Raw genomic sequence first — 22,072 nt, 5'->3', positions numbered from 1 at the left:
TTTGCACTAAATAGTGCACTGCACTGATTTATCGCATTAATTTATTGGTCCCTAACGGAAGGTATAAGTATGCAACAGAAAGTGGTTCATATTGGTGATATCAAGGTCGCGAATGATCTCCCGTTTGTTCTCTTTGGTGGTATGAATGTCCTTGAGTCACGGGATTTGGCCATGAGTATTTGTGAGCACTATGTGACAGTGACACAAAAATTGGGCATTCCTTATGTTTTCAAAGCCTCCTTTGATAAAGCAAACCGATCATCAATTCACTCTTACCGTGGCCCCGGTCTGGAAGAGGGGATGAAGATTTTTCAGGAGCTGAAACAAACTTTCGGTGTGAGAATTATCACGGATGTGCATGAACCGGCACAGGCGCAACCGGTGGCGGAAGTGGTTGATGTCATCCAACTGCCAGCATTTCTGGCGCGTCAAACTGATTTAGTTGAGGCGATGGCGCGTACCGGCGCGGTGATTAACGTTAAAAAACCCCAGTTTATCAGCCCAGGGCAGATGGGGAATATTGTGGAAAAATTCAAGGAAGGCGGCAACGATCAGGTGATCTTGTGTGACCGTGGCAGCAACTTTGGTTATGACAATTTGGTGGTGGATATGTTGGGCTTCAATGTTATGGCCCAGGCAACAGGAGGACATCCGGTAATTTTTGATGTCACTCATTCACTCCAATGCCGCGATCCATTTGGTGCTGCGTCTGGTGGTCGTCGTGCTCAGGTTGCTGAACTGGCGCGTGCGGGAATGGCAGTCGGTATTGCTGGCCTGTTCCTTGAAGCGCATCCTGATCCTGCGAATGCGAGGTGTGATGGCCCATCAGCCTTGCCGTTGGCAAAACTTGAGCCATTCTTGAGCCAGCTGAAAGCGATTGATGATGTGGTGAAAAACTTCCCTCAACTGGATACCAGTAAATGATGTCATGACATCGAATGATGAAGAGATTTGGCGCTGGTTTACAGCGCCATTAATTATGAGAAAAAAGTTATTGGAAACAGAGCGAGCAAGCTTTTGTCTGGCAATTTTAGCTATCCATTTTGCCATTGAAATTTAACTCTTCCATGGCTCGTGGCAATGTCGCATGGAAGCTAAGGTGATTTTCAACCAATGGGATTCTGGCTCTGGCCAATGTTTTTAAAGGCTGAAAGGGAATATCACAAACAGCAATATATTTATCCTTACCCACTTCATCAATAAAACGTTGGAAAGCGTGCAGCCCACCGGCATCCAGCACGGGAACGGCATCCCATTGCATGAGGATGGTCTGATAACTGGCGCTTTCTTGTTTTAATTCCGTGAAAATGCGTTCAGCGGCGGCAAAGAATAGCGGGCCATTGATACGGACAACCAGCAGAGCTTGAGCGACATTTGTTTGTGGCAATTGACTGATGCGAGTCATATTGGCTATGCGACGCATAAACAGCAGTGAAGCTAATACGATACCAATCGTAATGGCGATAACCATATCAAACAGTACGGTGAGCGACATACAAAGCACCAGCACAATGATGTCATCCCTTGGTGCACGGCGTATCAGATCGATAACTTTATGTATTTCGCTCATATTCCAGGCGACCATGAGCAACAGGGCAGACATGGCAGCGAGAGGAAGATAGGAGAGCATGGGTGCCAATGCCAGTAAAGTTAATAAAACGAGCAGAGAGTGAACAATGGCTGAAACTGGTGATGTTGCGCCGGCCCTGATATTTGCGGCTGAGCGGGCGATTGCGGCGGTAGCTGTAATACCACCGAAGAATGGTGCGGCAATATTTCCCAATCCTTGACCAATCAATTCACTGTTTGAGTGATGCTTTTTACCGGTCATACCATCCAAAACCACGGCACAAAGCAGTGATTCAATGGCGCCTAACATAGCCATTGAAAAGGCGGCGGGTAATAGAGCTGAAACCGTTGACCAACTTATATCAACCTGATGAGCATCCATATCAGGTAAATGCCACGGTAAAACAAATTGCGGTAGGATGGGTGGGATACCTTGCCCTTGTGTACCGTCATTCAATATATAACTAAATTCAGAACCAATGGTAGCAACATGTTGATCGAATAAGTTCATGATCCCCATCACAGCCGTTCCTGCAATTAAAGCGGGAAGATGCCCTGGTAATTTCAGCCCGAGCTTAGGCCAGTAAATTAGAACGGCAAGTGTCGTCAAGCCAATCAGCGTATCACTCAAACACAGTGTTGGCAGTGCTTGAAACAGAGCAGCAACCTTATTGATATAATTCTCTGGCATATGTTCCAATTGCAGACCAAAAAAATCTTTTATTTGCATAGTTGCGATAGTTATCGCGATTCCAGAAGTAAAACCGAGTGTTACGGGTAGAGGAATATATTCGATCAATTTACCAATACGGGCTAATCCCATCACCAGCAAAATAATGCCTGACATTAATGTTGCAATGAGCAAACCACTCAGACCAAATTGTTGAGAGACCGGATAAAGAATGACAACGAAAGCGGCGGTAGGGCCGGAAACACTATAGCGTGAGCCGCCGGTTATCGCGATAACCATCCCGGCGATAGCGGCGGTATAAAGCCCATATTGTGGCGCGACACCACTCCCGATTGCTAGCGCCATAGCGAGCGGAATGGCGATAATACCGATAGTAATACCCGCGATAATATCTTTAGTTAAACGAGCAAAAGAGTAGGGTTCTTTCCAACAAGCCTCAATTACAGCACTAAACGGCCGTATGCCGTTCATTCTACGAGTTTTCATCTGTGCATAAACCAAAAATATAGAGGGAAAAAGTAATAAGGTCGTTATAGCCAAATTGCAAGACTAAACTACAAGACCTAATTACAAGAATAGTGCTTTTAGTTCAAAACGATAGCGCCATAGATCAAACTTAATGTTAATAGCTTAACGGCAGGAAAGTGAAAAGTAAAAGGGAGAATAGCGTTCTTATCATTGGAAAATATACTGAAATCGATTCTATTAAGTATCTATTCTTATTGGTGAATATTATTAAATTAACTCCGCAAACAATCTAATTAATATTTTCAAACTTGTAGATATATATTTGTTCTATTGATTATAGAATTATAATATTTTATTTTTATAATGAATTAACAGAGTTGATTACAATTTTCAATTGTTATTGTTAGAAAGTTAAATGATTAATTATGCATTCACCACATGTATTGATTATGACTGGATTAAATTAGCTGTATTGAATTTTTTTCCGCATGATGTTTTTTATTTAATTTTTGGATGTAATTTAATCAATGCTTTGATATCGCTTAAATATTAGATTAATAATTTGACATATATAATAACTCACCCTATCATTTAGGATGACTCATAGAACTAGATGGAACAAATGAGTTGAAAATAGGTAAGTTAAAAATATATACCTAATAGATTTCGAGTTGCAGCGAGGCGGCAAGTGAATGAATCCCCAGGAGCATAGATAACTATGTGACTGGGGTGAGTGAAAGCAGCCAACAAAGCAGCAGCTTGAAAGATGAAGGGTATATCCGTTGATAATATATAAATTAATAATATATAAGTTAAAAATGTTTTCTTGTTTAGATGATATTTATTCTGAATGCTTTATTTAAAGTGGGGATTACTGTTGGAAAATAACTTTTATACCCTATAGATTTCAAAATGCATCGCGACGGCAAGGGAGCGAATCCCTGGGAGCATAGATAACTATGTGACCGGGGTGAGTGAGTACAGCCAACAAAGAGGCAACTTGAAAGATAACGGGTATAGATAAGGTAGGAATATTTAAATGCATAAATATGACAGTAATATGCTTATTATTGGTTCATCAAGTGAAATTGGGAATGCAATTTGCCGGCATGCGGTTGCAAGTGGTTATGAAGTATTAGGTACTTCACGTAAACCGCGTAATGAGGAAATTTATTTAGATGTTATGTCGGATGACAGTGTTAGAGAAGCCATTGACATTGCGATTGAAAAGATGAAATGTATTGACGCGGTTATCTATACGCCAGCAATGTCATTGGATGGTTTATTGCATGCTCAGGATATTGAGGGTTGGCATGATGTTTTCAATGTCAACTTATTTGGTGCGGCAAGAGTAGCAAAATATTTGTTGCCACATTTTATGAAGAATCGTAATGGCGTGATGCAATTTATTTCTTCTACAGCAAGTTTACGTGGAGAGACAGGCGCCACTGCTTATTCTTGTTCGAAAGCAGCCATGAATGCATTGGTAAAAAACATCTCTAATGACTACGGCCGTTTTAATGTCAGGGCCTACACGGTAATGCCGGGATATGTTGATGGTGGTATGTTGCGTCATATTTCTCCAGGAAAGAAGATGGAATTCGCTAGAAGCACCGCATTAAAACGAATGGCGGAGGTTGATGAAATTGCCAGTTTTTGTGTGGGGACGTTGAGTACATCAACCTATATCACAGGAACATCTCTTTGCATTGATGGGGGATTAAGTGGTTAATAATAGCTATACCAAATAGATTTCGAGTTGCAGCCAACAAAGAGGTAACTTGAAAGATAACGGGTATAAAAATAATGCAGTTGGTTTCGGTGGTAATAATGATATTACTTTGTTTGGCGAGATGACTTGGTTCCACTTAATACAAAATGGGCTATCAGTATAAAGCGTATAGTTTAATTTTCATGAAAGAAAAATAACAATTTGGAGGTGAAGAAAATGGTTATATTAGGTATCAGTGGCCTTCCTAATGCTCAACGTTTTCTGCGAGAGAATAATCCAGAGGTGAGTAAATTAGACGAACGTATTTGCCAGGGAGTCGATAGTGCGGCCTGTTTGATTATTGATGGAAAAATTGTTGCGGCGGCGGCGGAAGAGCGCTTTACGGGAGAGAAAGGAACAGGGCGGTTTCCTGCCAATGCTATTAACTATTGTTTAGCGGAAGCAGGTCTTACGCAAGATGATATACAGGTTATTGCCCACGGTTTTAATTATGATAATTATCGCCGATTTTTCATGTCGAATGAAGAATTATTCGAGGAGGTTTTTAGTGGAAAAACCGTGATTAATGCATTAGCTGCTGAGGGATGGCAAAATATTGAATCACGTTTTCAAGGGGTAGATCATCATTTGGCTCATGCGGCATCTGCTTTTTATCCCAGTGGCTTCCCGTCTGCATTGTGTATTATTTCAGACGGTATGGGTGAGACAGAATCCTTAAGTGTTTATCTTGCTAAAGACCAGCAATTCCAGAAATTGTACAGTCAGCCAATTAGTTCTTCATTAGGAATATTTTATGCTATCTGTACCCGGTTCCTTGGCTTTGTATTTAACCGTGATGAATATAAAGTCATGGGACTTGCCGCGTATGGTAATCCTGAACGATACCGCGATATTTTTAATGAATTAGCGCAATTCGATGCAGAGAGCGGAACGATACAGATAAACTGGTTACCGCAAGCATTTGACAATGCGGAATATGGTTTTCCCAGTGCAATGGTACAACTTAGCGATATGTTTGGTTTTACGCCAAGAAGAGAGGATGACACTTTGCTAGATGTTCATCAGGATTTTGCTGCCGGATTACAGGAAAAATTTACACTGCTGCTGAAACAGTTAGTGACCTATTGGTTGCGAAAAACGGGTGAAACATCACTTTGCCTTGCTGGAGGATCGTTCTTAAACTGCAAAGCAAACCAAGTCCTTTGTCAGCTTGATGGTGTGGAAAACGTCTTTATTCAACCGGCATCGGGGGATGATGGTTCGGCTTTGGGCGCTGCGCTTTTTGTGGCTGGTGGATACCACAATGGCACGGATCCTTACTTTAATCCTTACCTCGGTCCTCGTTTCTCCACCGATGAAGTCCGTAATGTATTATTCCGACATGGCGGTAATGCGGGAATGAAATGGCGTTATTTGGGATTGAATGATAATTATTTTATTTCTGCGGCTAAAGATATCGCAGAAGATAAAATCATTGCTTGGTTCCATGATCGAATGGAATTTGGCCCAAGGGCACTTGGTAACCGTTCGATTTTAGCTCTGCCAGCAGGTGAAAGAATAAAGGATAGAATTAATAGTACAGTGAAATTCCGAGAGGCTTTCCGTCCATTTGCCCCAGCAATTTTGGATGAGGATTGCGACACTATTTTTGAGACACGTAATTTAATGCCGACTCGATATATGCTTTGCACCGCCAAAGTAAAACCAGAAATGATGAAGCCGGTGTCAGGTATTATCCATGCTGATGGAACGGCGCGTATTCAGCGTGTTGAACGTACTATTAACGCCACTTTTTGGCGATTGCTAAAAGAGGTACAACAGATAACCGGTTATGGTTGTCTGGTAAATACTTCATTTAACGTTAGGGGATAGCCGCTTATTATGTCACCTGAGATTGCGATAGAGACGTTTTTGAAAACTTCACTGGACAAGCTTTATATTGAGGGATTTGTCGTATGGAAAGAATAATGCTGATGGCATCTTGATAAAAAAGTCAGTTAATTGATTTTTGGATCAAATGTGTTTCTTTGTCGTCAGAGGAGAATATCTGGAGATGATATTTGATGACATAGGAACACAATAAGGACACGCCTACCGGAATCAGCGCCGGAACGCCGGGACAGAAACCTCGACCGGCGCTAATAGTCGCTGTATCCCTACTGATCACGCGGTGATTGTGGTCTACGGCACCTTGCAGAAAACCTATCAAATTTATCCTGGCGAATTTCTTATCCAGACAACAGACACCGATTTTGAACCGACGGGCCTTGCTTACGACACGAAATTTGACCCCTCTCTGCATCGGAGGTGTATACAAGTAAAAAGTCTAGGTATTTTGAGCTTGAGCTCTTTCTTCTGGAAATCCAGCGGTGAAAAGCGGCATTGCCATTCATGTATTTTGTCGGTATTTATGAAATAGCGCTCAGGTATCTTGAATAATATAAACAAATTAATAATTTACATAAGTATTATCACGTATAATAAGATCGTGATTCTTTTAATTTAAACTTTTCATTAACAAATCTTGTTGATATGAAAATTTTACTTTGCTATTTTAACAGGTATTAAAACCAGAGCAGAAATTATATTGACGATCCACTCATTCACATTAACAGCCTTGAGCAGAAAATTCATATTATTATCATAATTCTAACGAAATTTACAGCTCAGGAATCCGGTAGTCAGAATCTGAATTTTATGGATATTTTGTTACTTACATTATCTTAATATAAAAATACAAGAAGTAAGAGTTGGTACGACCAGTTTGCAAGATGGTTAAACAACAATTTAAGTTGAAATTACCTTATTAAATGGAGGGGAAATATGACTAAAAAAATTTCATTCATTATTAACGGCCAGGTTGAAATCTTTCCCGAAAGTGATGATTTAGTGCAATCCATTAATTTTGGTGATAATAGTGTTTACCTACCAATATTGAATGACTCTCATGTAAAAAACATTATTGATTATAATGATAATAATAAATTACGGTTGCATAACATTATCAATTTTCTCTATACGGTAGGGCAAAGATGGAAAAATGAAGAATATTCAAGACGCAGGACATACATTCGTGACTTAAAAAAATATATGGGATATTCAGAAGAAATGGCCAAGTTAGAGGCCAATTGGATATCTATGATTTTATGTTCTAAAGGTGGCCTTTATGATGTTGTGGAAAATGAACTTGGTTCTCGCCATATCATGGATGAATGGCTACCTCAGGATGAAAGTTACATTAGGGCTTTCCCAAAAGGTAAGTCTGTACATCTGTTGGCAGGTAATGTTCCATTATCTGGGATCATGTCTATACTACGCGCAATTTTAACCAAGAATCAGTGCATTATAAGAACATCATCAACCGATCCTTTTACAGCTAATGCATTAGCGTTAAGTTTTATCGATGTGGACCCTAATCATCCGATAACGCGCTCTTTGTCTGTCGTATATTGGCAACATCAAGGGGATACGTCACTCGCAAAAGAAATTATGCAACATGCGGATGTTATTGTCGCTTGGGGAAGGGAAGATGCGATTAATTGGGCTGTGGAACATGCACCACCTTATGTTGACGTGATTAAATTTGGTCCTAAGAAGAGTTTTTGCATTATTGATAACCCAGTTGATTTGCTGTCAGCAGCTACAGGTGCGGCTCATGATATTTGTTTTTACGATCAGCGAGCTTGTTTTTCCACCCAAAACATATACTACATGGGAAGCCATTATGAAGAATTTAAGCTAGTGTTGATAGAAAAACTTAATCTATATGCGCATATATTACCAAACACCAAAAAAGATTTTGATGAAAAGGCGGCCTATTCTTTGGTCCAAAAAGAAAGCTTGTTTGCTGGATTAAAAGTAGAGGCTGATATTCATCAGAGCTGGATGATTATTGAGTCAAATGCAGGTGTGGAACTTAATCAACCACTTGGCCGATGTGTGTACCTTCATCACGTCGATAATATTGAGCAAATATTGCCTTATGTTCAGAAAAATAAGACGCAAACCATATCTATTTTTCCTTGGGAGTCAGCATTTAAATATCGAGACTTATTAGCATTAAGAGGTGCGGAAAGGATTGTGGAAGCAGGAATGAATAACATATTTCGCGTTGGTGGATCTCATGACGGCATGAGACCGTTACAACGATTAGTGACATATATTGCTCATGAAAGGCCATCTAACTATACTGCTAAGGATGTTGCGGTTGAAATAGAACAAACTCGATTCCTGGAAGAAGATAAGTTCCTTGTATTTGTCCCGTAATAGGTAAAAAGTATGGAAAATGCATCCAGATATAAAACCATCGACCATGTTCTTTGTGTTGAAGAAAATAAAAAAATTCATGTTTGGGAAACGCTGCCAGAAGAAAACAGCCCAAAGAGAAAGAATACTATCATTATTGCATCGGGCTTTGCCCGAAGGATGGATCATTTTGCTGGTCTGGCGGAATATTTGTCGCGGAATGGATTTCATGTGATCCGTTATGATTCTCTTCACCATGTTGGATTGAGTTCAGGGACAATTGATGAATTTACAATGTCTATAGGAAAACAGAGTTTATTAGCAGTGGTTGATTGGTTAAATACACGAAAAATAAATAACCGTGGTATTTTGGCTTCAAGCTTATCTGCACGGATAGTTTATGCAAGTCTATCTGAAATTAATGTTTCGTTTTTAATCACTGCGGTCGGTGTTGTTAATTTAAGATATACCTTAGAAAGAGCTTTAGGATTTGATTATCTCAGTTTACCGATTGATGAATTGCCAAGTAATTTAGATTTTGAAGGCCATGAATTGGGCGCTGAAGTCTTTGCGAGAGATTGCCTTGATTTTGGTTGGGAAGATTTAACCTCTACAATCAATAGCATGACGCATCTTGATATTCCATTTATTGCTTTTACCGCCAATAACGACAATTGGGTAAAGCAAGATGAAGTCATCACATTGTTATCAAGTATTCGTAGTAATCGATGCAAGATATATTCTTTGCTAGGAAGCTCGCATGATTTGGGTGAGAACTTAGTGGTCCTACGGAATTTTTATCAATCGGTTACGAAAGCCGCTATCGCGATGGATGATGGTAGTCTGGATATTGATATCAATATCACTGAGCCATCATTTGAACATCTAACCATTGCGACAGTCAATGAACGCCGAATGAAAATTGAGATTGAGAATCAAACAATTTTGTTGTCTTAACTCTATCACTTAGATAGAAACATAAGGACTCTCTATGAAATTTGGAAACTTTTTGCTTACATACCAACCTCCTCAATTTTCCCAAACCGAGGTCATAAAACGTTTGGTTAAATTAGGTCGTATCTCTGAGGAGTGTGGTTTTGATACTGTATGGTTACTAGAGCATCATTTCACGGAGTTTGGTTTGCTTGGTAATCCTTATGTCGCTGCTGCGTATTTACTTGGTGCAACCAAAAAATTGAATGTAGGGACTGCTGCTATTGTTCTTCCCACCGCTCATCCAGTGCGCCAACTTGAAGATGTGAATTTATTGGATCAAATGTCAAAAGGACGATTTAGGTTTGGTATTTGTCGGGGGCTTTACAACAAAGATTTTCGCGTATTTGGCACAGATATGAATAACAGTCGCGCTTTGACGGAGTGTTGGTACGGGTTGATAAAAAATGGAATGACAGAGGGATATGTGGAAGCTGACAATGAACATATCAAGTTCCATAAGGTAAAAGTAAACCCGACAGCATACAGTAAAGGTGGAGCACCTGTTTATGTGGTGGCTGAATCAGCCTCGACCACTGAGTGGGCCGCTCAATTTGGTTTACCGATGATATTAAGTTGGATTATCAATACTAACGAAAAGAAAGCACAACTTGAGCTCTATAACGAGGTGGCTCAAGAATATGGTCACGATATTCATAATATCGACCATTGCTTATCATATATAACATCTGTAGATCATGACTCAAATAAAGCGAAAGAAATTTGCCGGAATTTTCTAGGGCATTGGTATGATTCTTATGTGAATGCCACGACCATTTTCGATGATTCAGACCAAACAAGAGGTTATGATTTCAATAAAGGGCAGTGGCGTGACTTTGTATTGAAAGGACATAAAAATACTAATCGCCGTATTGATTACAGTTACGAAATCAATCCCGTCGGCACCCCGCGGGAATGCATTAACATAATTCAAAAAGACATTGACGCCACAGGAATATCAAATATTTGTTGTGGATTTGAAGCTAATGGAACAGTAGATGAAATTATTGCTTCCATGAAGCTTTTCCAGTCTGATGTCATGCCATTTCTTAAAGAAAAACAACGTTCGCTATTATATTAGCTAAGGAAAAAGAAATGAAATTTGGATTGTTCTTCCTTAACTTCATCAATTCAAAAACTGTTCAAGAACAAAGTATAGTTCGCATGCGGGAAATAACGGAGTATGTCGATAAATTGAATTTTGAACAGATTTTGGTATATGAAAATCATTTTTCAGGTAATGGTGTTGTCGGTGCTCCCCTGACTGTTTCTAGTTTTTTGCTCGGTTTAACGGAGAAAATTAAAGTTGGTTCATTGAATCACATCATTACAACACATCATCCTGTCCGAATAGCGGAGGAAGCTTGCTTATTGGATCAGTTAAGCGAAGGGAGATTTATTTTAGGGCTTAGTGATTGCGAAAAAAAAGATGAAATGCATTTTTTTAATCGCCCTGTTGAATATCAACAGCAACTATTTGAAGAGTGTTATGGAATCATTAACGATGCTTTAACAACGGGCTATTGTAATCCAGATAGCGACTTTTATAGTTTTCCCAAAATATCTGTAAACCCTCATGCTTATACGCCAGGTGGGCCTCGGAAATATGTCACGGCAACAAGCCATCGTATTGTAGAATGGGCTGCTAAAAAAGGCATTCCTCTCATCTTTAAGTGGGATGACTCCAATGATGTTAGACATGAATATGCTGAAAGGTATAAAGCCATTGCTGATAAATATGGCGTTGATCTGTCAGCGATAGACCATCAGTTAATGATATTAGTTAACTATAACGAAGATAGTAAGAAAGCCAAACAAGAGACGCGTGCATTTATAAGTGATTATGTTCTTGAAATGCACCCTAATGAAAATTTTGAAAATAAACTTGAACAGATAATTTCAGAAAATGCTGTCGGAGATTATACGGAATGTATAACTGCGGCTAAGCGGGCAATTGAAAAATGCGATGCAAAAAGTGTATTGCTATCCTTTGAACCAATGAATGACTTGATGCACCAAAAAAATGTAATTAATATTGTTAATGATAATATTAAGAAGTACCACATGGAATATACCTAATAGATTTCGAGTTGCAGCGCGGCGGCAAGTGAACGAATCCCCAGGAGCATAGATAACGATGTGACTGGGGTGAGTGAAAGCAGCCAACAAAGCAGCAGCTTGAAAGATGAAGGGTATAAAAGAGTATGACGGCAGTGCTGCCATACTCTCTAATATTATTTTGAGGGGTAAAACAGGTATGACTTCATGTGTTGATAAACAAGAAATCACAGCAAGTTCAGAAATTGATGATTTGATTTTTTCGAGCGATCCATTAGCTTGGTCTTACGATGAACAGGAAAAAATCAGAAAGAAACTTGTGCTTGATGCATTTCGTAATCACTATAAACATTGTCAAGAATACCGTCACTATTGTCAGGCACACAAAGTAGATGACAATATTACGGAAATTGATGACATACCTGTATTCCCAACATCAGTTTTTAAGTTTACTCGCTTATTAACTTCTCAGGAGAACGAGATTGAAAGTTGGTTTACCAGTAGCGGTACGAATGGTTTAAAAAGTGAGGTGGCGCGTGACAGACTAAGTATTGAGAGACTCTTAGGCTCTGTGAGTTATGGTATGAAATATGTTGGTAGCTGGTTTGATCATCAAATGGAGTTGGTCAACTTGGGACCAGATAGATTTAATGCTCATAACATTTGGTTTAAATATGTTATGAGCTTGGTGGAATTGTTATATCCCACGACATTTACCGTAACAGAAGAACGAATAGATTTTGTTAAGACATTGAATAGCCTTGAACGAATAAAAAATCAAGGGAAAGATATTTGTCTTATCGGTTCGCCATACTTTATTTATTTGCTCTGCCATTATATGAAAGATAAAAATATCTCATTTTATGGGGATAAAAGCCTTTATATCATAACGGGTGGCGGCTGGAAAAATCACGAAAAAGAATCCCTGAAACGTGATGACTTCAATCATCTTTTATTTGACACTTTCAACCTCAGTGATATTGGTCAGATCCGAGATATATTTAATCAAGTTGAACTCAACACGTGTTTCTTTGAAGATGAAATGCAGCGTAAACATGTTCCGCCGTGGGTGTATGCGCGAGCACTTGATCCTGAAACGTTGAAACCTGTACCTGATGGAACGCCGGGGTTGATGAGTTATATGGATGCGTCAGCAACCAGTTATCCAGCATTTATTGTTACCGATGATGTCGGGATAATTAGCAGAGAATATGGTAAGTATCCTGGTGTACTCGTTGAGATTTTACGTCGCGTCAATACGAGGGCACAGAAAGGGTGTGCTTTAAGTTTAACCGAAGCATTTGGTAGTTAATGTCCTTTGCCCAATTGTAAGTGGAATGCTTGTGTTATATAAATCTGAATGACATCTACACTTTACAAAATTCTCCAAAACATCCACATTTGGGTGCTTGATAGAAGTTTGTGGGGTTGGTTTAACACTGTTCTCATTGGCTCAAAGCAAAAGGAGATAATATGAAAAAATTGGCAGTTATGCTTGCATTGGGAATGATTAGCTTTGGTGCAATGGCAGTTGATGGGTATAAAGATGCAAAGTTTGGCATGACAGAAGAAGAGTTTCTTTCGAAGAGATTATGTGATTTTGAAAAATTTGAGGGAGATTCTCAAATAGAAGAAGTATCACTTTATTCATGTTCTGACTTTTCGTTTGCTAACAAAAAGCGTGAAGCAATGGCATTTTTTTTAAATGGAGAATTTAAAAGATTAGAGATTAGTATTGGCCGCCTCGTGAAGCCAGTAAGCAAATCGTTAACGAAAAAGTACGGAGATGAATCATCGTATCCATCACAAGAAGCATTTGGTAACGCGCTAAAATACAATGGAACTATGTCTATAGGTTATGATAATAATACGGTATTAGTTGATATACATGTAATATGTGGTAAAGAAGGCATAGAAACCAGTCAACTTATTTATACGAGTCCAGATGTTTATACGCTCCCAGATTTCGAAAAAAACGTCCAGGAATTAAAGGGATTAAAGGAATTCCAAGAATTACTGGAATTAGATCGTGAAAAACTGGATGAAGATGTTTGAGACGACAATAGCCACCTTCGGGTGGTTTTTTATATCTACCAAGAATTAATAAAATATGTTGAAAGTATGAGTTTTGAAAAATATTTTGATAAATATTGGCGTAAAGATAATTTTCTTATAAATATAAAATGTATTAGCTTGGACTTAACCTGACAATATGCTCTGGCAGTACACGATCAAATCAGATAGTTGGCTTTGGGCGAAGAGCAGACATAACTTTGTGGTATGCTAATTTACAGGAAGCAGGTTAGGGGCATTAATGCCCCATTTATAATCAGTTTCACCTTGGCATTATAAATGCTCTTGGAACAATCACAAACTTTGCTTTAATGGTACTTCTATTGGCATGTAGATACCATTTTTTGGGCTCCTGCGCTCTTCAAAATGAATAGCTAATGATAAATAAATTATTGAGTTGCGAGCTAAGCCAATGAGTTGCATAATTCTTGATTCAAATTGGCTTATTGGTATTAAAAGAGAGTGAGAGGATAGTTTTTCTTTTTCATAGATCTAAGATTATTATGCGCATGAATATTTTCATCTTTTACGCCAGCTAATAACGCGTCAAGGTTATATTCTTTTGCTTTGACAGGAATAATAACTATTTTTCCATCTTCTACAGAAATATTGACGGTATCATCAGCACTTAAAGGCGCCATTTTCATAACAGCTATGGGCAGCCTTACTAATGGGCTATTTCCCCACTTTTTAATCGTCGCCTGAGACATGATTTATTCTCTCCATAAGTTAGAGGTTAATCCATCCAGCCCTATGATAGTGAATAGAGGCTAATTTGAGTTCTAATGAACATCCAAAAAATTGCACCCCTATGTATGACTTGGTGTCTAACATTTGGGGTGCAGTTCAGTAAACCTGAACTCAGGTTGTTGATTTTTAGGTATGAGATAAATGGACAGGTTTAAATAACGGAGTCAGTTTGGAAATATCAACTGTCTTTTCTGCTTTATCAAGGCTATAAGTTTCTTGCAGTTTTAGCCACAACCGTGGAGAGCTACCAAGTACTTTTGATAGTTTTATTGCCATCTCTGGTGTGACTGCTGCTTTACACGACACTAGACGTTGAGCTGTAGATGGAGCAACATTCAATGCTCGTGCTAGATCACGAATTCCTAAACCTAGTTCTTCCAAAGAGTCAGCAATAATTTCGCCTGGGTGAGGCGGGTTAAACATTTTCATTAGTGATAATCCTCGTAGTTAACGATGTACGCATCACCATCGATAAATTCGAATGTTACACGCCAATTTCCTGAAATGGTAATTGCCCACTGTCCTTGTCTGTTTCCCGTTAAAGGATGTAGATTGTATCCGGGAAGATTGATTTCCCCTATATCCTCAGCTTCGTTAATAACAGCGAGTCGTTGGCGGAGTTTGTTTGCATGTTGAGGGTTAATTCCAACAGAAACACCTTTTTCAAAAAATTGGCGCAGTCCTTTATGCTTGAAACTCTTTATCATTCCTTATCGCTCCGTGTTGCGCTACAAGAAATCTTATAGCAAAGTGTTCCTTGTTACGCAACATTATTTGAACTAAGGTGTGACGGAGAGGGAGGGATTCGCTGCGCTCACCCTGCGGGCCGCCTTTGGCGGTCCAAAACGGCAGGCCGTTTTGTCGAACCCTGTTCGAGGGTTCTCGACCCTCCCTGCATCGGGGGTATATACAAGTAAAAAAGCCCAGGTGGTAAACCTGAGCTTTCTTTCGAATCTGGCGGTGAGGGAGGGATTGATTCGCTGCGCTCACCCTGCGGGCCGCCTTTGGCGGTCCAAAACGGCAGGCCGTTTTGTCGAACCCTGTTCGAGGGTTCTCGACCCTCCCTGCATCGGGGATATATACAAGTAAAAAGCCCAGGTATTTAACCTGAGCTTCTTTTCAATTCTGGCGGTGAGGGAGGGATTCGAACCCTCGATACGTTTTCACGTATACACACTTTCCAGGCGTGCTCCTTCAGCCTCTCGGACACCTCACCGTCTTTTTTTCATTCCAGCAACTTTGTTTAATATCATCGCTGCAACGGGGCGCTACTATAGGGAAAAGCGTTATAAGCGTCAACACTCTTCTGATATTTTTCTTTGGTTTTTTGATTGGTTAGCCAAATAAGAGTCAATTCGGTGAATTGATATCCACCTGATGCTGCTGAAATAGAAAATGTACAAGTCCTTTGATAAGAAAAAAATGAATTCGTTAACTACTTAACATTCTCAAAATTTTCGTAATGATGATCAACAAAGGGTCTTGCAACCTACTGTCAATCAGATAACCCTGTATGAAAAAATAAGATGAGGATAAATAGTCATGGAGATTATCTTTTACCACCCCTTTTTTGATGCTGCTCAGTGGATTCAAGGTATGCGGCAACGATTGCCTAATATCAATATCCGCCAATGGAAACGCGGCGATAATAGGCATGCGGATTATGCAATGGTTTGGGCTCCCCCCTATGAGATGTTGGCGCATCGTTCTGGATTGAAGGGGATTTTTATTTTAGGAGCAGGAGTAGAGGCGATTTTAAAGCAGGAACAGCAAAAACCAGGGATGTTACCCACAGGTGTGCCGTTAATGCGGCTTGAAGATGCTGGTATGGGGCTGCAAATGCAGGAGTATGTAGTAGCAACGGTTTTACATTATTTGCGGCGCATGGATCAGTATAAGCTGCAACAAGGGCTGAGGATGTGGAAACAACTCGAACCTCATGATCGCAAAGATTTTGTTGTGGGCGTGTTGGGCGCCGGTGTTCTGGGGCGCAGTGTTGCACAGACGTTAGTTGAATCGGGCTTTATTGTGCGTTGTTGGAGCCGTACGCCAAAACAGGTTAATAATGTAGTTAGTTTTCACGGTGAAGATCAATTGGGCGATTTTCTTTCCGCGAGTAAAGTTTTGATCAATTTGCTGCCTGATACACCAAAAACCCGTGGTATTCTGAATTTATCGCTGTTTAGCCAGCTAAAACCAAAGTCATATCTGATTAATATCGCGCGAGGTGCCCATTTAGTAGAACATGATCTGTTGGTGGCGATTGATAAAGGTTATATCGCCGGGGCTTCATTGGATGTGTTTGTTGAGGAACCATTACCAGAGATGCACCCGTTTTGGACTCACCCCCGTATAACGGTGACGCCACATATTGCGGCTATTACTATTCCTGATATTGCTATGGATACGATTAGTGAAAATATTCGACGAATTGAAAAAGGGGAATTACCAACCAGCGTTGTGGATATAAAACTAGGATATTAATAACATCTCTTTACAGTAGGGGCTGCTATTGGAGACAATAATGGCAAAATTGCTATTTATTTGGAAACTGAGATGAATGAATTTTCAATAGTCTGCCGTATTTTAGGGACTTTATTTAATCGTCAACCGCAAGACCCGATTCTGAAACCACTTCTGACGATGATTGTAGAAGGTAAATTGAAGCAATCATGGCCATTGGAGCAAGATGTGTTGTTGGATCGTTTGCAACAAAACTGCGACCTATCCGCAATGCAAGCTGATTATATGACACTGTTTTATGGAGATAATGCTAGTGTCCCAGGCCGCCGTTCTGACTATACCGGGGAGAGTGAAAACGATATTCGTCAATTTCTGACTGAACGAGGAATGCCATTGTCAGATGGGCCAGTCGATCAGTTTGGTTCTCTGCTATTAGGTGCTTCATGGCTGGAAGATCAGGCAGCAGAAGATGAGGTTCAGGGGCAAATTGTGCTGTTTGATGAATATTTGCTGCCGTGGTGTGGGCAATTTTTGGGGAAAGTGGAAGCCCATGCAATAACCGGTTTCTACCGGACATTAGCAATGATTACCCGTGAAGCGTTACAGGCGTTAAGAGAAGAACTGGATTCTTAATTTTTAAATGATAAAAAGGCAAATAATTTCGAATTATTTGCCTTTTTGCTATATCTTGATGAAAATTATTTATCGGTTAGCATAATAACTAATTTGCCAGGTTTCACTGCTAACTTTTTTGCTAATGTTTTAGCTGCGGCTTCAGTTTTACTGTGATCTGCCTTTATTACATAAACAGGATGAATATCAAAGAAAGCGCTGAGTGATTTATTCAGATAAGGGACTAATGTGTTAATCGGTTTTTCCATTTTTTCCGGTGTGATTTGGTAATCGACGATTGCCAACTCTTTCAGAAAAATAGCGCCTTTTTCCTGATCAAAAACAGGTTGTGCTTTCAGGGTGAGTTTCATGTCGGCTTTCGCCGGGCCAAGCAGGGAGGTAATATTTACATTTGCACGGCCAGTTAACGCTATTTTGTTTGGTTCTGTTCGACCAATTTGGCTGGATAGTTCTGTCAATTCAATATCCGCATTGGCAATACCATGTAATTCGATCTGTTTCTGGTAATGGACGTGTTTTGCTAGATAACCATTAATTAACTCTTCGCTGATACTGATATCTTTGAACTGATCGCAGCCACTGATTAACCCCGCTAGCAGCAATACTGCCCCCAAGAAAAATTTTCTCATATCGACTCCTTTATTTTGGAGGGCAGATTTTACCTCATTAATTGCCACTCAGCATGGCAGATTCAATTTTACGTTGGTTAAATTGACGGTGTAGGGCATACAGCGTTATCAAGCCAATAATCCCAAGCAGAAACCAGGGCAATTGCGGAATATTCAGCGTATGGCCGGTATCATATAACCAGCCACCGCCGGTATAACCCAAGGCGCCACCCAATGCCAGACCAAGGCGGCTGAATCCCATATAACTACCACGCGCACGTGGATCAGCTAATGAAGCACTTAATGTCTCACGGGCAGGTTCAGCGGTGATGGTACCGAGGTAGAACAGGCAGATAAGGCCAAACAAAGTATTTATTTCACCAATCAAACCGACTGGGAACATACTCAGGCTCATCAGGAAAAGCCCAGCCATTAGACGCTGTTCTAGCCGGAATCGTTTTTCGCTCCAACGGGCGATTGGATACAGTAAAGTGAGCGATAGGGTTGCTTCAATTGCGTACATCCATTTTACCGCAGCGGGTGTTCCGGCGATTTCATTGACGATAATCGGGAACATCAACATCACCTGGACAGATAGCATGAAGTAGCCGGTCAACGTCAATACATAGGTGAAGAAGCGACGATCTTTAATAACGCGCTCCATCCCTTCCCAGATGGGAGTGCGAGTAGTAGAAATCCGATAGGCAGGGAGGAATAAGGCATTCCAGATGGCGGCCAGAACGAAAACACCGGCACCTGTCCAGCAGACAAGTTGGAAATCATATTGCAGCAGCCAGCTACCAATCAGTGCGCCGATAACCGCACCGGCGCTGTCCTGCATCAACAGCAGCGAGAAGAAACGGCCACGCTCGTGCGGTCGGGTTAGTTTGATGACCAGTGCGGTCCGGGGAGGATCAAATAAGGTCCCCCCCAGTGCGGATAATATGCAGGCAAGCCACAATATCCACGGTTCGGTGGCTAAGGCGATTAAAGCAAAGCCAAGGGCGCGTAATAGCATGCCGGTGACGATCATCGGCTTCGCGCCAAAACGGTCTGCAATTGCGCCACCGAAAATGCCTAAACCCTGTTGTACAAACTGACGTAAACCAAGCGCAAAACCGACAACCAGCGCGGCCCAACCCAGTTGCTCAACAAAATGTATTGATATTAAAGGAAATACGACGAAGAAACCCAGAACGACCAGCAAGTTATCGAATAACAGGAAGTACTTACCCAGGCTACGTGCTTGTGAAACCAGTGACATTGCTCACCATTGGAGTAGTAAGAAGAGAGGACAATATATACCCTTCATCTTTCAAGCTGCTGCTTTGTTGGCTGCTTTCACTCACCCCAGTCACATAGTTATCTATGCTCCTGGGGATTCGTTCACTTGCCGCCTCGCTGCAACTCGAAATCTATTAGGTATAGTTCCTTTATATTCTGTACTTAATTTGAACATTAGGATAGTGAATTATGGATAATATTTTTTTGTCGTAAAGTAATGACTGGAAGCTGTTTTTTACAGATAAATAGCTTAAATTCTTAACGGATAAATTAATATAGTTAGGGAGAAATAATGTTTGGTTATCGTTCCACTTTACCGAAAGTTCGTTTGATCACGGAACGAATGGTGGTGCGTTTGGTGTACGAGAGGGATGCTTATCGTTTGGCTGAGTACTATTCAGAAAATCACGAGTTTCTTAAACCTTGGGAGCCGACCAGAGATAAAAGTCATTGCCAGCCTTCCGGTTGGATAAACCGATTGAATTTAATCATAGAAATGCAAAGACAGAGTGCGGCTTTTCATTTTCTGCTGCTTGATCCAAATGAGAGTGAAGTTATTGGTGTTGCTAATTTCAGTAATATTCTGCATGGTGCTTTTCATGCCTGTTATTTGGGATATTCGCTTGGTGAAAAGTGGCAGGGAAAAGGGTTGATGTATGAAGCTTTACAGCCCGCTATCCGTTATATGCAACGCCAACAGGGGATGCATCGGATTATGGCTAATTATATGCCGGATAATTATCGTAGTGGGAAGTTGTTGGAACGATTGGGTTTTGAGCGTGAAGGCTATGCCAAGAAATACCTGATGATCAATGGAGTCTGGCAGGATCACGTATTAACCGCATTGACAGATGAAAAATGGAGTGGAAAAAGTTGATTATTACGCTGTACTGTCACCAAATAAAGTAAAGCAAGTTAGTAATGATGAATTAAATCACCGTTAAAAATCTGCTTTCTCCACACCTTATTTTTGACCCTTTTTTAAGGACTGATTTTAATTTATTGATTTTTAATAAAATATTATTTATCTTGAAAAAAGGGTTTTTTCATTGTTTTATTAATATATGCTTTAACTGTCAGCAGGTTAAAGTTAATATGTAACAAAGTTCACTGCCGTATAGGCAGCTTAGAAAATTGTCGAATACAAGTTCACTGCCGTACAGGCAGCTTAGAAAAGAACGCTGACTAACAATACACTTAACTGTTAGTTCACTGCCGTACAGGCAGCTTAGAAATCAAGATGTGATTTTAGAAAAGTCTGATGGAAGTTCACTGCCGTACAGGCAGCTTTATATTAACGGAGGCAACCATGAGTCATACCCGTTACGAAACTGATGTGGTCGCTTGGGCGAATGAGCAAGCAGCATTATTGCGTGCAGGTAAATTCTCTGAGATCGATATAGTTAATATTGCCGAGGAAATTGAGGACGTGGGCAAGAGTGAAAAACGTGAACTAGCAAGTCGCATGGCAGTTTTGTTGTCCCATCTTTTAAAATGGCAATATCAACCTGAGCGTCGTGGTTCAAGTTGGCAACGAACTATCAGGGAACAGAGAAAAGCACTGGCATTGCATATAAAAGAGACACCTAGCTTGAAAAGCACAATTGCTGATGAAAACTGGTTTGCGAAAGTTTGGGCTGATGCAGTTTCTTCCGCTGTCGATGAAACAGGACTGGATATGTTCCCGGATGAATGTATCTGGAATATAAATCAGATCTTTTCTCAAGAGTTCTATCCTGAATAAACTTCAATAAGTTGACTTATTCGGCGCATTGACTTCGGTTGGTGCGCTTTTTAAAGTGGCTATTCGAGCTTTTTGTAGTAAGGTTAGTTGCAAGGTGCTACTAGAGAGAATTCTGAATCTGTAACGTTATCAGTTAAGACAAGCGCCAAATTTTGCTTTTTCTTATGGTAAATAACAGTTAAGAGCTTATTATTTTTGGAATTATAATGAGTGGTAGATTCACATAATAAGTGCAATATCGTTACTTCGTAAGTAAATATATCCGTATTCCTTTAAATAATTCATTGGACATTTTATTATTATTTCCTAATTGTCATGAAAATAATTTGAATAGTTTCCTTAATCTATAAAAATAGGTATTATTCTGATTTAGTAATTTAATAAATGCCAACTTCGATTTTATATTTCCTGGATAATAGCAATTGAATTGAAAAAAATAGATAAATAAAGAGTGAGTGAAAATAGATACTTATATAATTTGAGTCTGTACATAATTTTGTGTTGAATAATAATCTGTTGATTATAAAGAAATATTATTTATCTTAAAAAAGGTTTTTTTATTGTTTTATCAATATATACCCGTAATCATTGAAGATGCTTGATTTTATCCGAAATGGAGATCATTATCCTCGCTATGAAAATATTTATTACATCAGAACAAAAAATCAAACTTGAGCGTCTTCACGACACCACTCGCGATGGTCAAGTACGAGACAGAATAAAAGCTATCCTTCTGGCTTCTGAAGGGTGGAGTTCTGTGA

19 protein-coding genes, 1 tRNA gene, 1 other RNA gene and 1 pseudogene are annotated in these 22,072 nt (G+C 39.9%); 14 read left to right on the top strand and 8 right to left on the bottom strand.

Features of this window, described 5'->3' with window-relative positions; all coding sequences use genetic code 11:
- Positions 1–69 precede the first annotated feature (69 nt).
- Complete coding sequence (gene kdsA, locus D3222_RS17370; RefSeq protein WP_118987272.1) at positions 70–924, top strand: 3-deoxy-8-phosphooctulonate synthase; 855 nt, start codon at positions 70–72, stop codon at positions 922–924.
- Between the two features lie 106 nt (positions 925–1,030).
- Here the strand turns inward: kdsA and dauA are convergent, their stop codons facing one another.
- The gene (gene dauA / locus D3222_RS17365; protein WP_118987271.1) at positions 1,031–2,746 is read right to left on the bottom strand and encodes a C4-dicarboxylic acid transporter DauA; all 1,716 of its coding nucleotides are present in this window, start codon (positions 2,744–2,746) and stop codon (positions 1,031–1,033) included.
- A 1,021-nt stretch (positions 2,747–3,767) separates the two neighbouring features.
- Between dauA and D3222_RS17360 the strand changes: the two genes are divergently transcribed.
- From D3222_RS17360 to D3222_RS17320, 8 genes are all read left to right on the top strand, one after another.
- The gene (locus tag D3222_RS17360) at positions 3,768–4,460 is read left to right on the top strand and encodes an SDR family NAD(P)-dependent oxidoreductase (protein WP_118987270.1); all 693 of its coding nucleotides are present in this window, start codon (positions 3,768–3,770) and stop codon (positions 4,458–4,460) included.
- A gap of 216 nt (positions 4,461–4,676) precedes the next feature.
- Positions 4,677–6,332 carry a carbamoyltransferase family protein gene (locus tag D3222_RS17355; protein ID WP_198672849.1) on the top strand — a complete coding sequence of 552 codons (1,656 nt, stop codon included), beginning with the start codon at positions 4,677–4,679 and terminating at the stop codon, positions 6,330–6,332.
- 951 nt (positions 6,333–7,283) lie between these two features.
- Positions 7,284–8,726 (top strand): long-chain-fatty-acyl-CoA reductase LuxC, encoded by a 1,443-nt coding sequence (gene luxC / locus D3222_RS17350; protein ID WP_118987269.1) that lies wholly within the window; start codon positions 7,284–7,286, stop codon positions 8,724–8,726.
- Positions 8,727–8,738: 12 nt separating this feature from the next.
- Positions 8,739–9,662, top strand: a complete 924-nt coding sequence (locus D3222_RS17345) for an acyl transferase (RefSeq protein WP_118987268.1) — start codon at positions 8,739–8,741, stop codon at positions 9,660–9,662.
- A gap of 34 nt (positions 9,663–9,696) precedes the next feature.
- Positions 9,697–10,779, top strand: a complete 1,083-nt coding sequence (luxA, locus tag D3222_RS17340) for a luciferase subunit alpha (protein WP_118987267.1) — start codon at positions 9,697–9,699, stop codon at positions 10,777–10,779.
- A 14-nt stretch (positions 10,780–10,793) separates the two neighbouring features.
- On the top strand, positions 10,794–11,777 hold the full coding sequence (gene luxB / locus D3222_RS17335) for a luciferase subunit beta (RefSeq protein WP_118987266.1): 984 nt from the start codon (positions 10,794–10,796) through the stop codon (positions 11,775–11,777).
- Positions 11,778–11,883: 106 nt separating this feature from the next.
- Entirely contained in the window at positions 11,884–13,068 is a 1,185-nt protein-coding gene (luxE, locus tag D3222_RS17325; protein WP_232832560.1) for a long-chain-fatty-acid--protein ligase LuxE, read from the top strand.
- A 161-nt stretch (positions 13,069–13,229) separates the two neighbouring features.
- The gene (locus D3222_RS17320) at positions 13,230–13,811 is read left to right on the top strand and encodes a hypothetical protein (protein ID WP_118987263.1); all 582 of its coding nucleotides are present in this window, start codon (positions 13,230–13,232) and stop codon (positions 13,809–13,811) included.
- 470 nt (positions 13,812–14,281) lie between these two features.
- On the opposite strand, the gene D3222_RS17310 is transcribed toward D3222_RS17320, so the two are convergent.
- The 5 genes from D3222_RS17310 to D3222_RS17290 form a co-directional block, all read right to left on the bottom strand.
- Positions 14,282–14,539, bottom strand: coding sequence for an AbrB/MazE/SpoVT family DNA-binding domain-containing protein (locus D3222_RS17310; protein ID WP_118987262.1), 258 nt, complete (start codon positions 14,537–14,539; stop codon positions 14,282–14,284).
- Between the two features lie 166 nt (positions 14,540–14,705).
- Positions 14,706–15,008, bottom strand: a complete 303-nt coding sequence (locus D3222_RS17305; protein ID WP_011146340.1) for a HigA family addiction module antitoxin — start codon at positions 15,006–15,008, stop codon at positions 14,706–14,708.
- Positions 15,008–15,286 (bottom strand): type II toxin-antitoxin system RelE/ParE family toxin, encoded by a 279-nt coding sequence (locus tag D3222_RS17300; RefSeq protein ID WP_049581801.1) that lies wholly within the window; start codon positions 15,284–15,286, stop codon positions 15,008–15,010. Before D3222_RS17300 ends, D3222_RS17305 begins: the two co-directional genes overlap by 1 nt.
- Positions 15,287–15,534: 248 nt before the next feature.
- Positions 15,535–15,658, bottom strand: a non-coding RNA gene (locus D3222_RS17295) — RtT sRNA.
- Between the two features lie 47 nt (positions 15,659–15,705).
- Positions 15,706–15,795: transfer RNA gene (locus tag D3222_RS17290), tRNA-Ser, on the bottom strand.
- 326 nt (positions 15,796–16,121) lie between these two features.
- Between D3222_RS17290 and ghrA the strand changes: the two genes are divergently transcribed.
- Both ghrA and D3222_RS17280 read left to right on the top strand, forming a co-directional pair.
- Positions 16,122–17,063 (top strand): glyoxylate/hydroxypyruvate reductase GhrA, encoded by a 942-nt coding sequence (ghrA, locus tag D3222_RS17285; protein ID WP_118987261.1) that lies wholly within the window; start codon positions 16,122–16,124, stop codon positions 17,061–17,063.
- A 72-nt stretch (positions 17,064–17,135) separates the two neighbouring features.
- The gene (locus D3222_RS17280) at positions 17,136–17,675 is read left to right on the top strand and encodes a TorD/DmsD family molecular chaperone (RefSeq protein WP_118987260.1); all 540 of its coding nucleotides are present in this window, start codon (positions 17,136–17,138) and stop codon (positions 17,673–17,675) included.
- A 65-nt stretch (positions 17,676–17,740) separates the two neighbouring features.
- Here D3222_RS17280 and D3222_RS17275 read toward each other — a convergent pair whose 3' ends face one another.
- Together D3222_RS17275 and mdtH are read right to left on the bottom strand one after the other, a co-directional pair.
- Entirely contained in the window at positions 17,741–18,304 is a 564-nt protein-coding gene (locus tag D3222_RS17275) for a lipoprotein (RefSeq protein ID WP_118987259.1), read from the bottom strand.
- A 37-nt stretch (positions 18,305–18,341) separates the two neighbouring features.
- Positions 18,342–19,547, bottom strand: a complete 1,206-nt coding sequence (gene mdtH / locus D3222_RS17270; RefSeq protein ID WP_118987258.1) for a multidrug efflux MFS transporter MdtH — start codon at positions 19,545–19,547, stop codon at positions 18,342–18,344.
- A 312-nt stretch (positions 19,548–19,859) separates the two neighbouring features.
- On the opposite strand from mdtH, the gene rimJ reads away from it, so the two are divergent.
- The 3 genes and pseudogenes from rimJ to D3222_RS17255 all read left to right on the top strand — a co-directional run.
- On the top strand, positions 19,860–20,444 hold the full coding sequence (gene rimJ / locus D3222_RS17265; RefSeq protein ID WP_118987257.1) for a ribosomal protein S5-alanine N-acetyltransferase: 585 nt from the start codon (positions 19,860–19,862) through the stop codon (positions 20,442–20,444).
- Between the two features lie 432 nt (positions 20,445–20,876).
- Positions 20,877–21,311, top strand: coding sequence for a DUF29 domain-containing protein (locus D3222_RS17260; protein WP_118987256.1), 435 nt, complete (start codon positions 20,877–20,879; stop codon positions 21,309–21,311).
- A 634-nt stretch (positions 21,312–21,945) separates the two neighbouring features.
- Positions 21,946–22,072: pseudogene (locus D3222_RS17255) on the top strand (IS630 family transposase); the annotation flags it as partial.

The sequence above is a fragment of the Photorhabdus sp. CRCIA-P01 genome (assembly GCF_003545805.1).
In the GTDB taxonomy this organism is placed as follows: Bacteria; Pseudomonadota; Gammaproteobacteria; order Enterobacterales; family Enterobacteriaceae; genus Photorhabdus; species Photorhabdus antumapuensis.
This window is presented reverse-complemented; position numbering and strand designations above follow the sequence as displayed.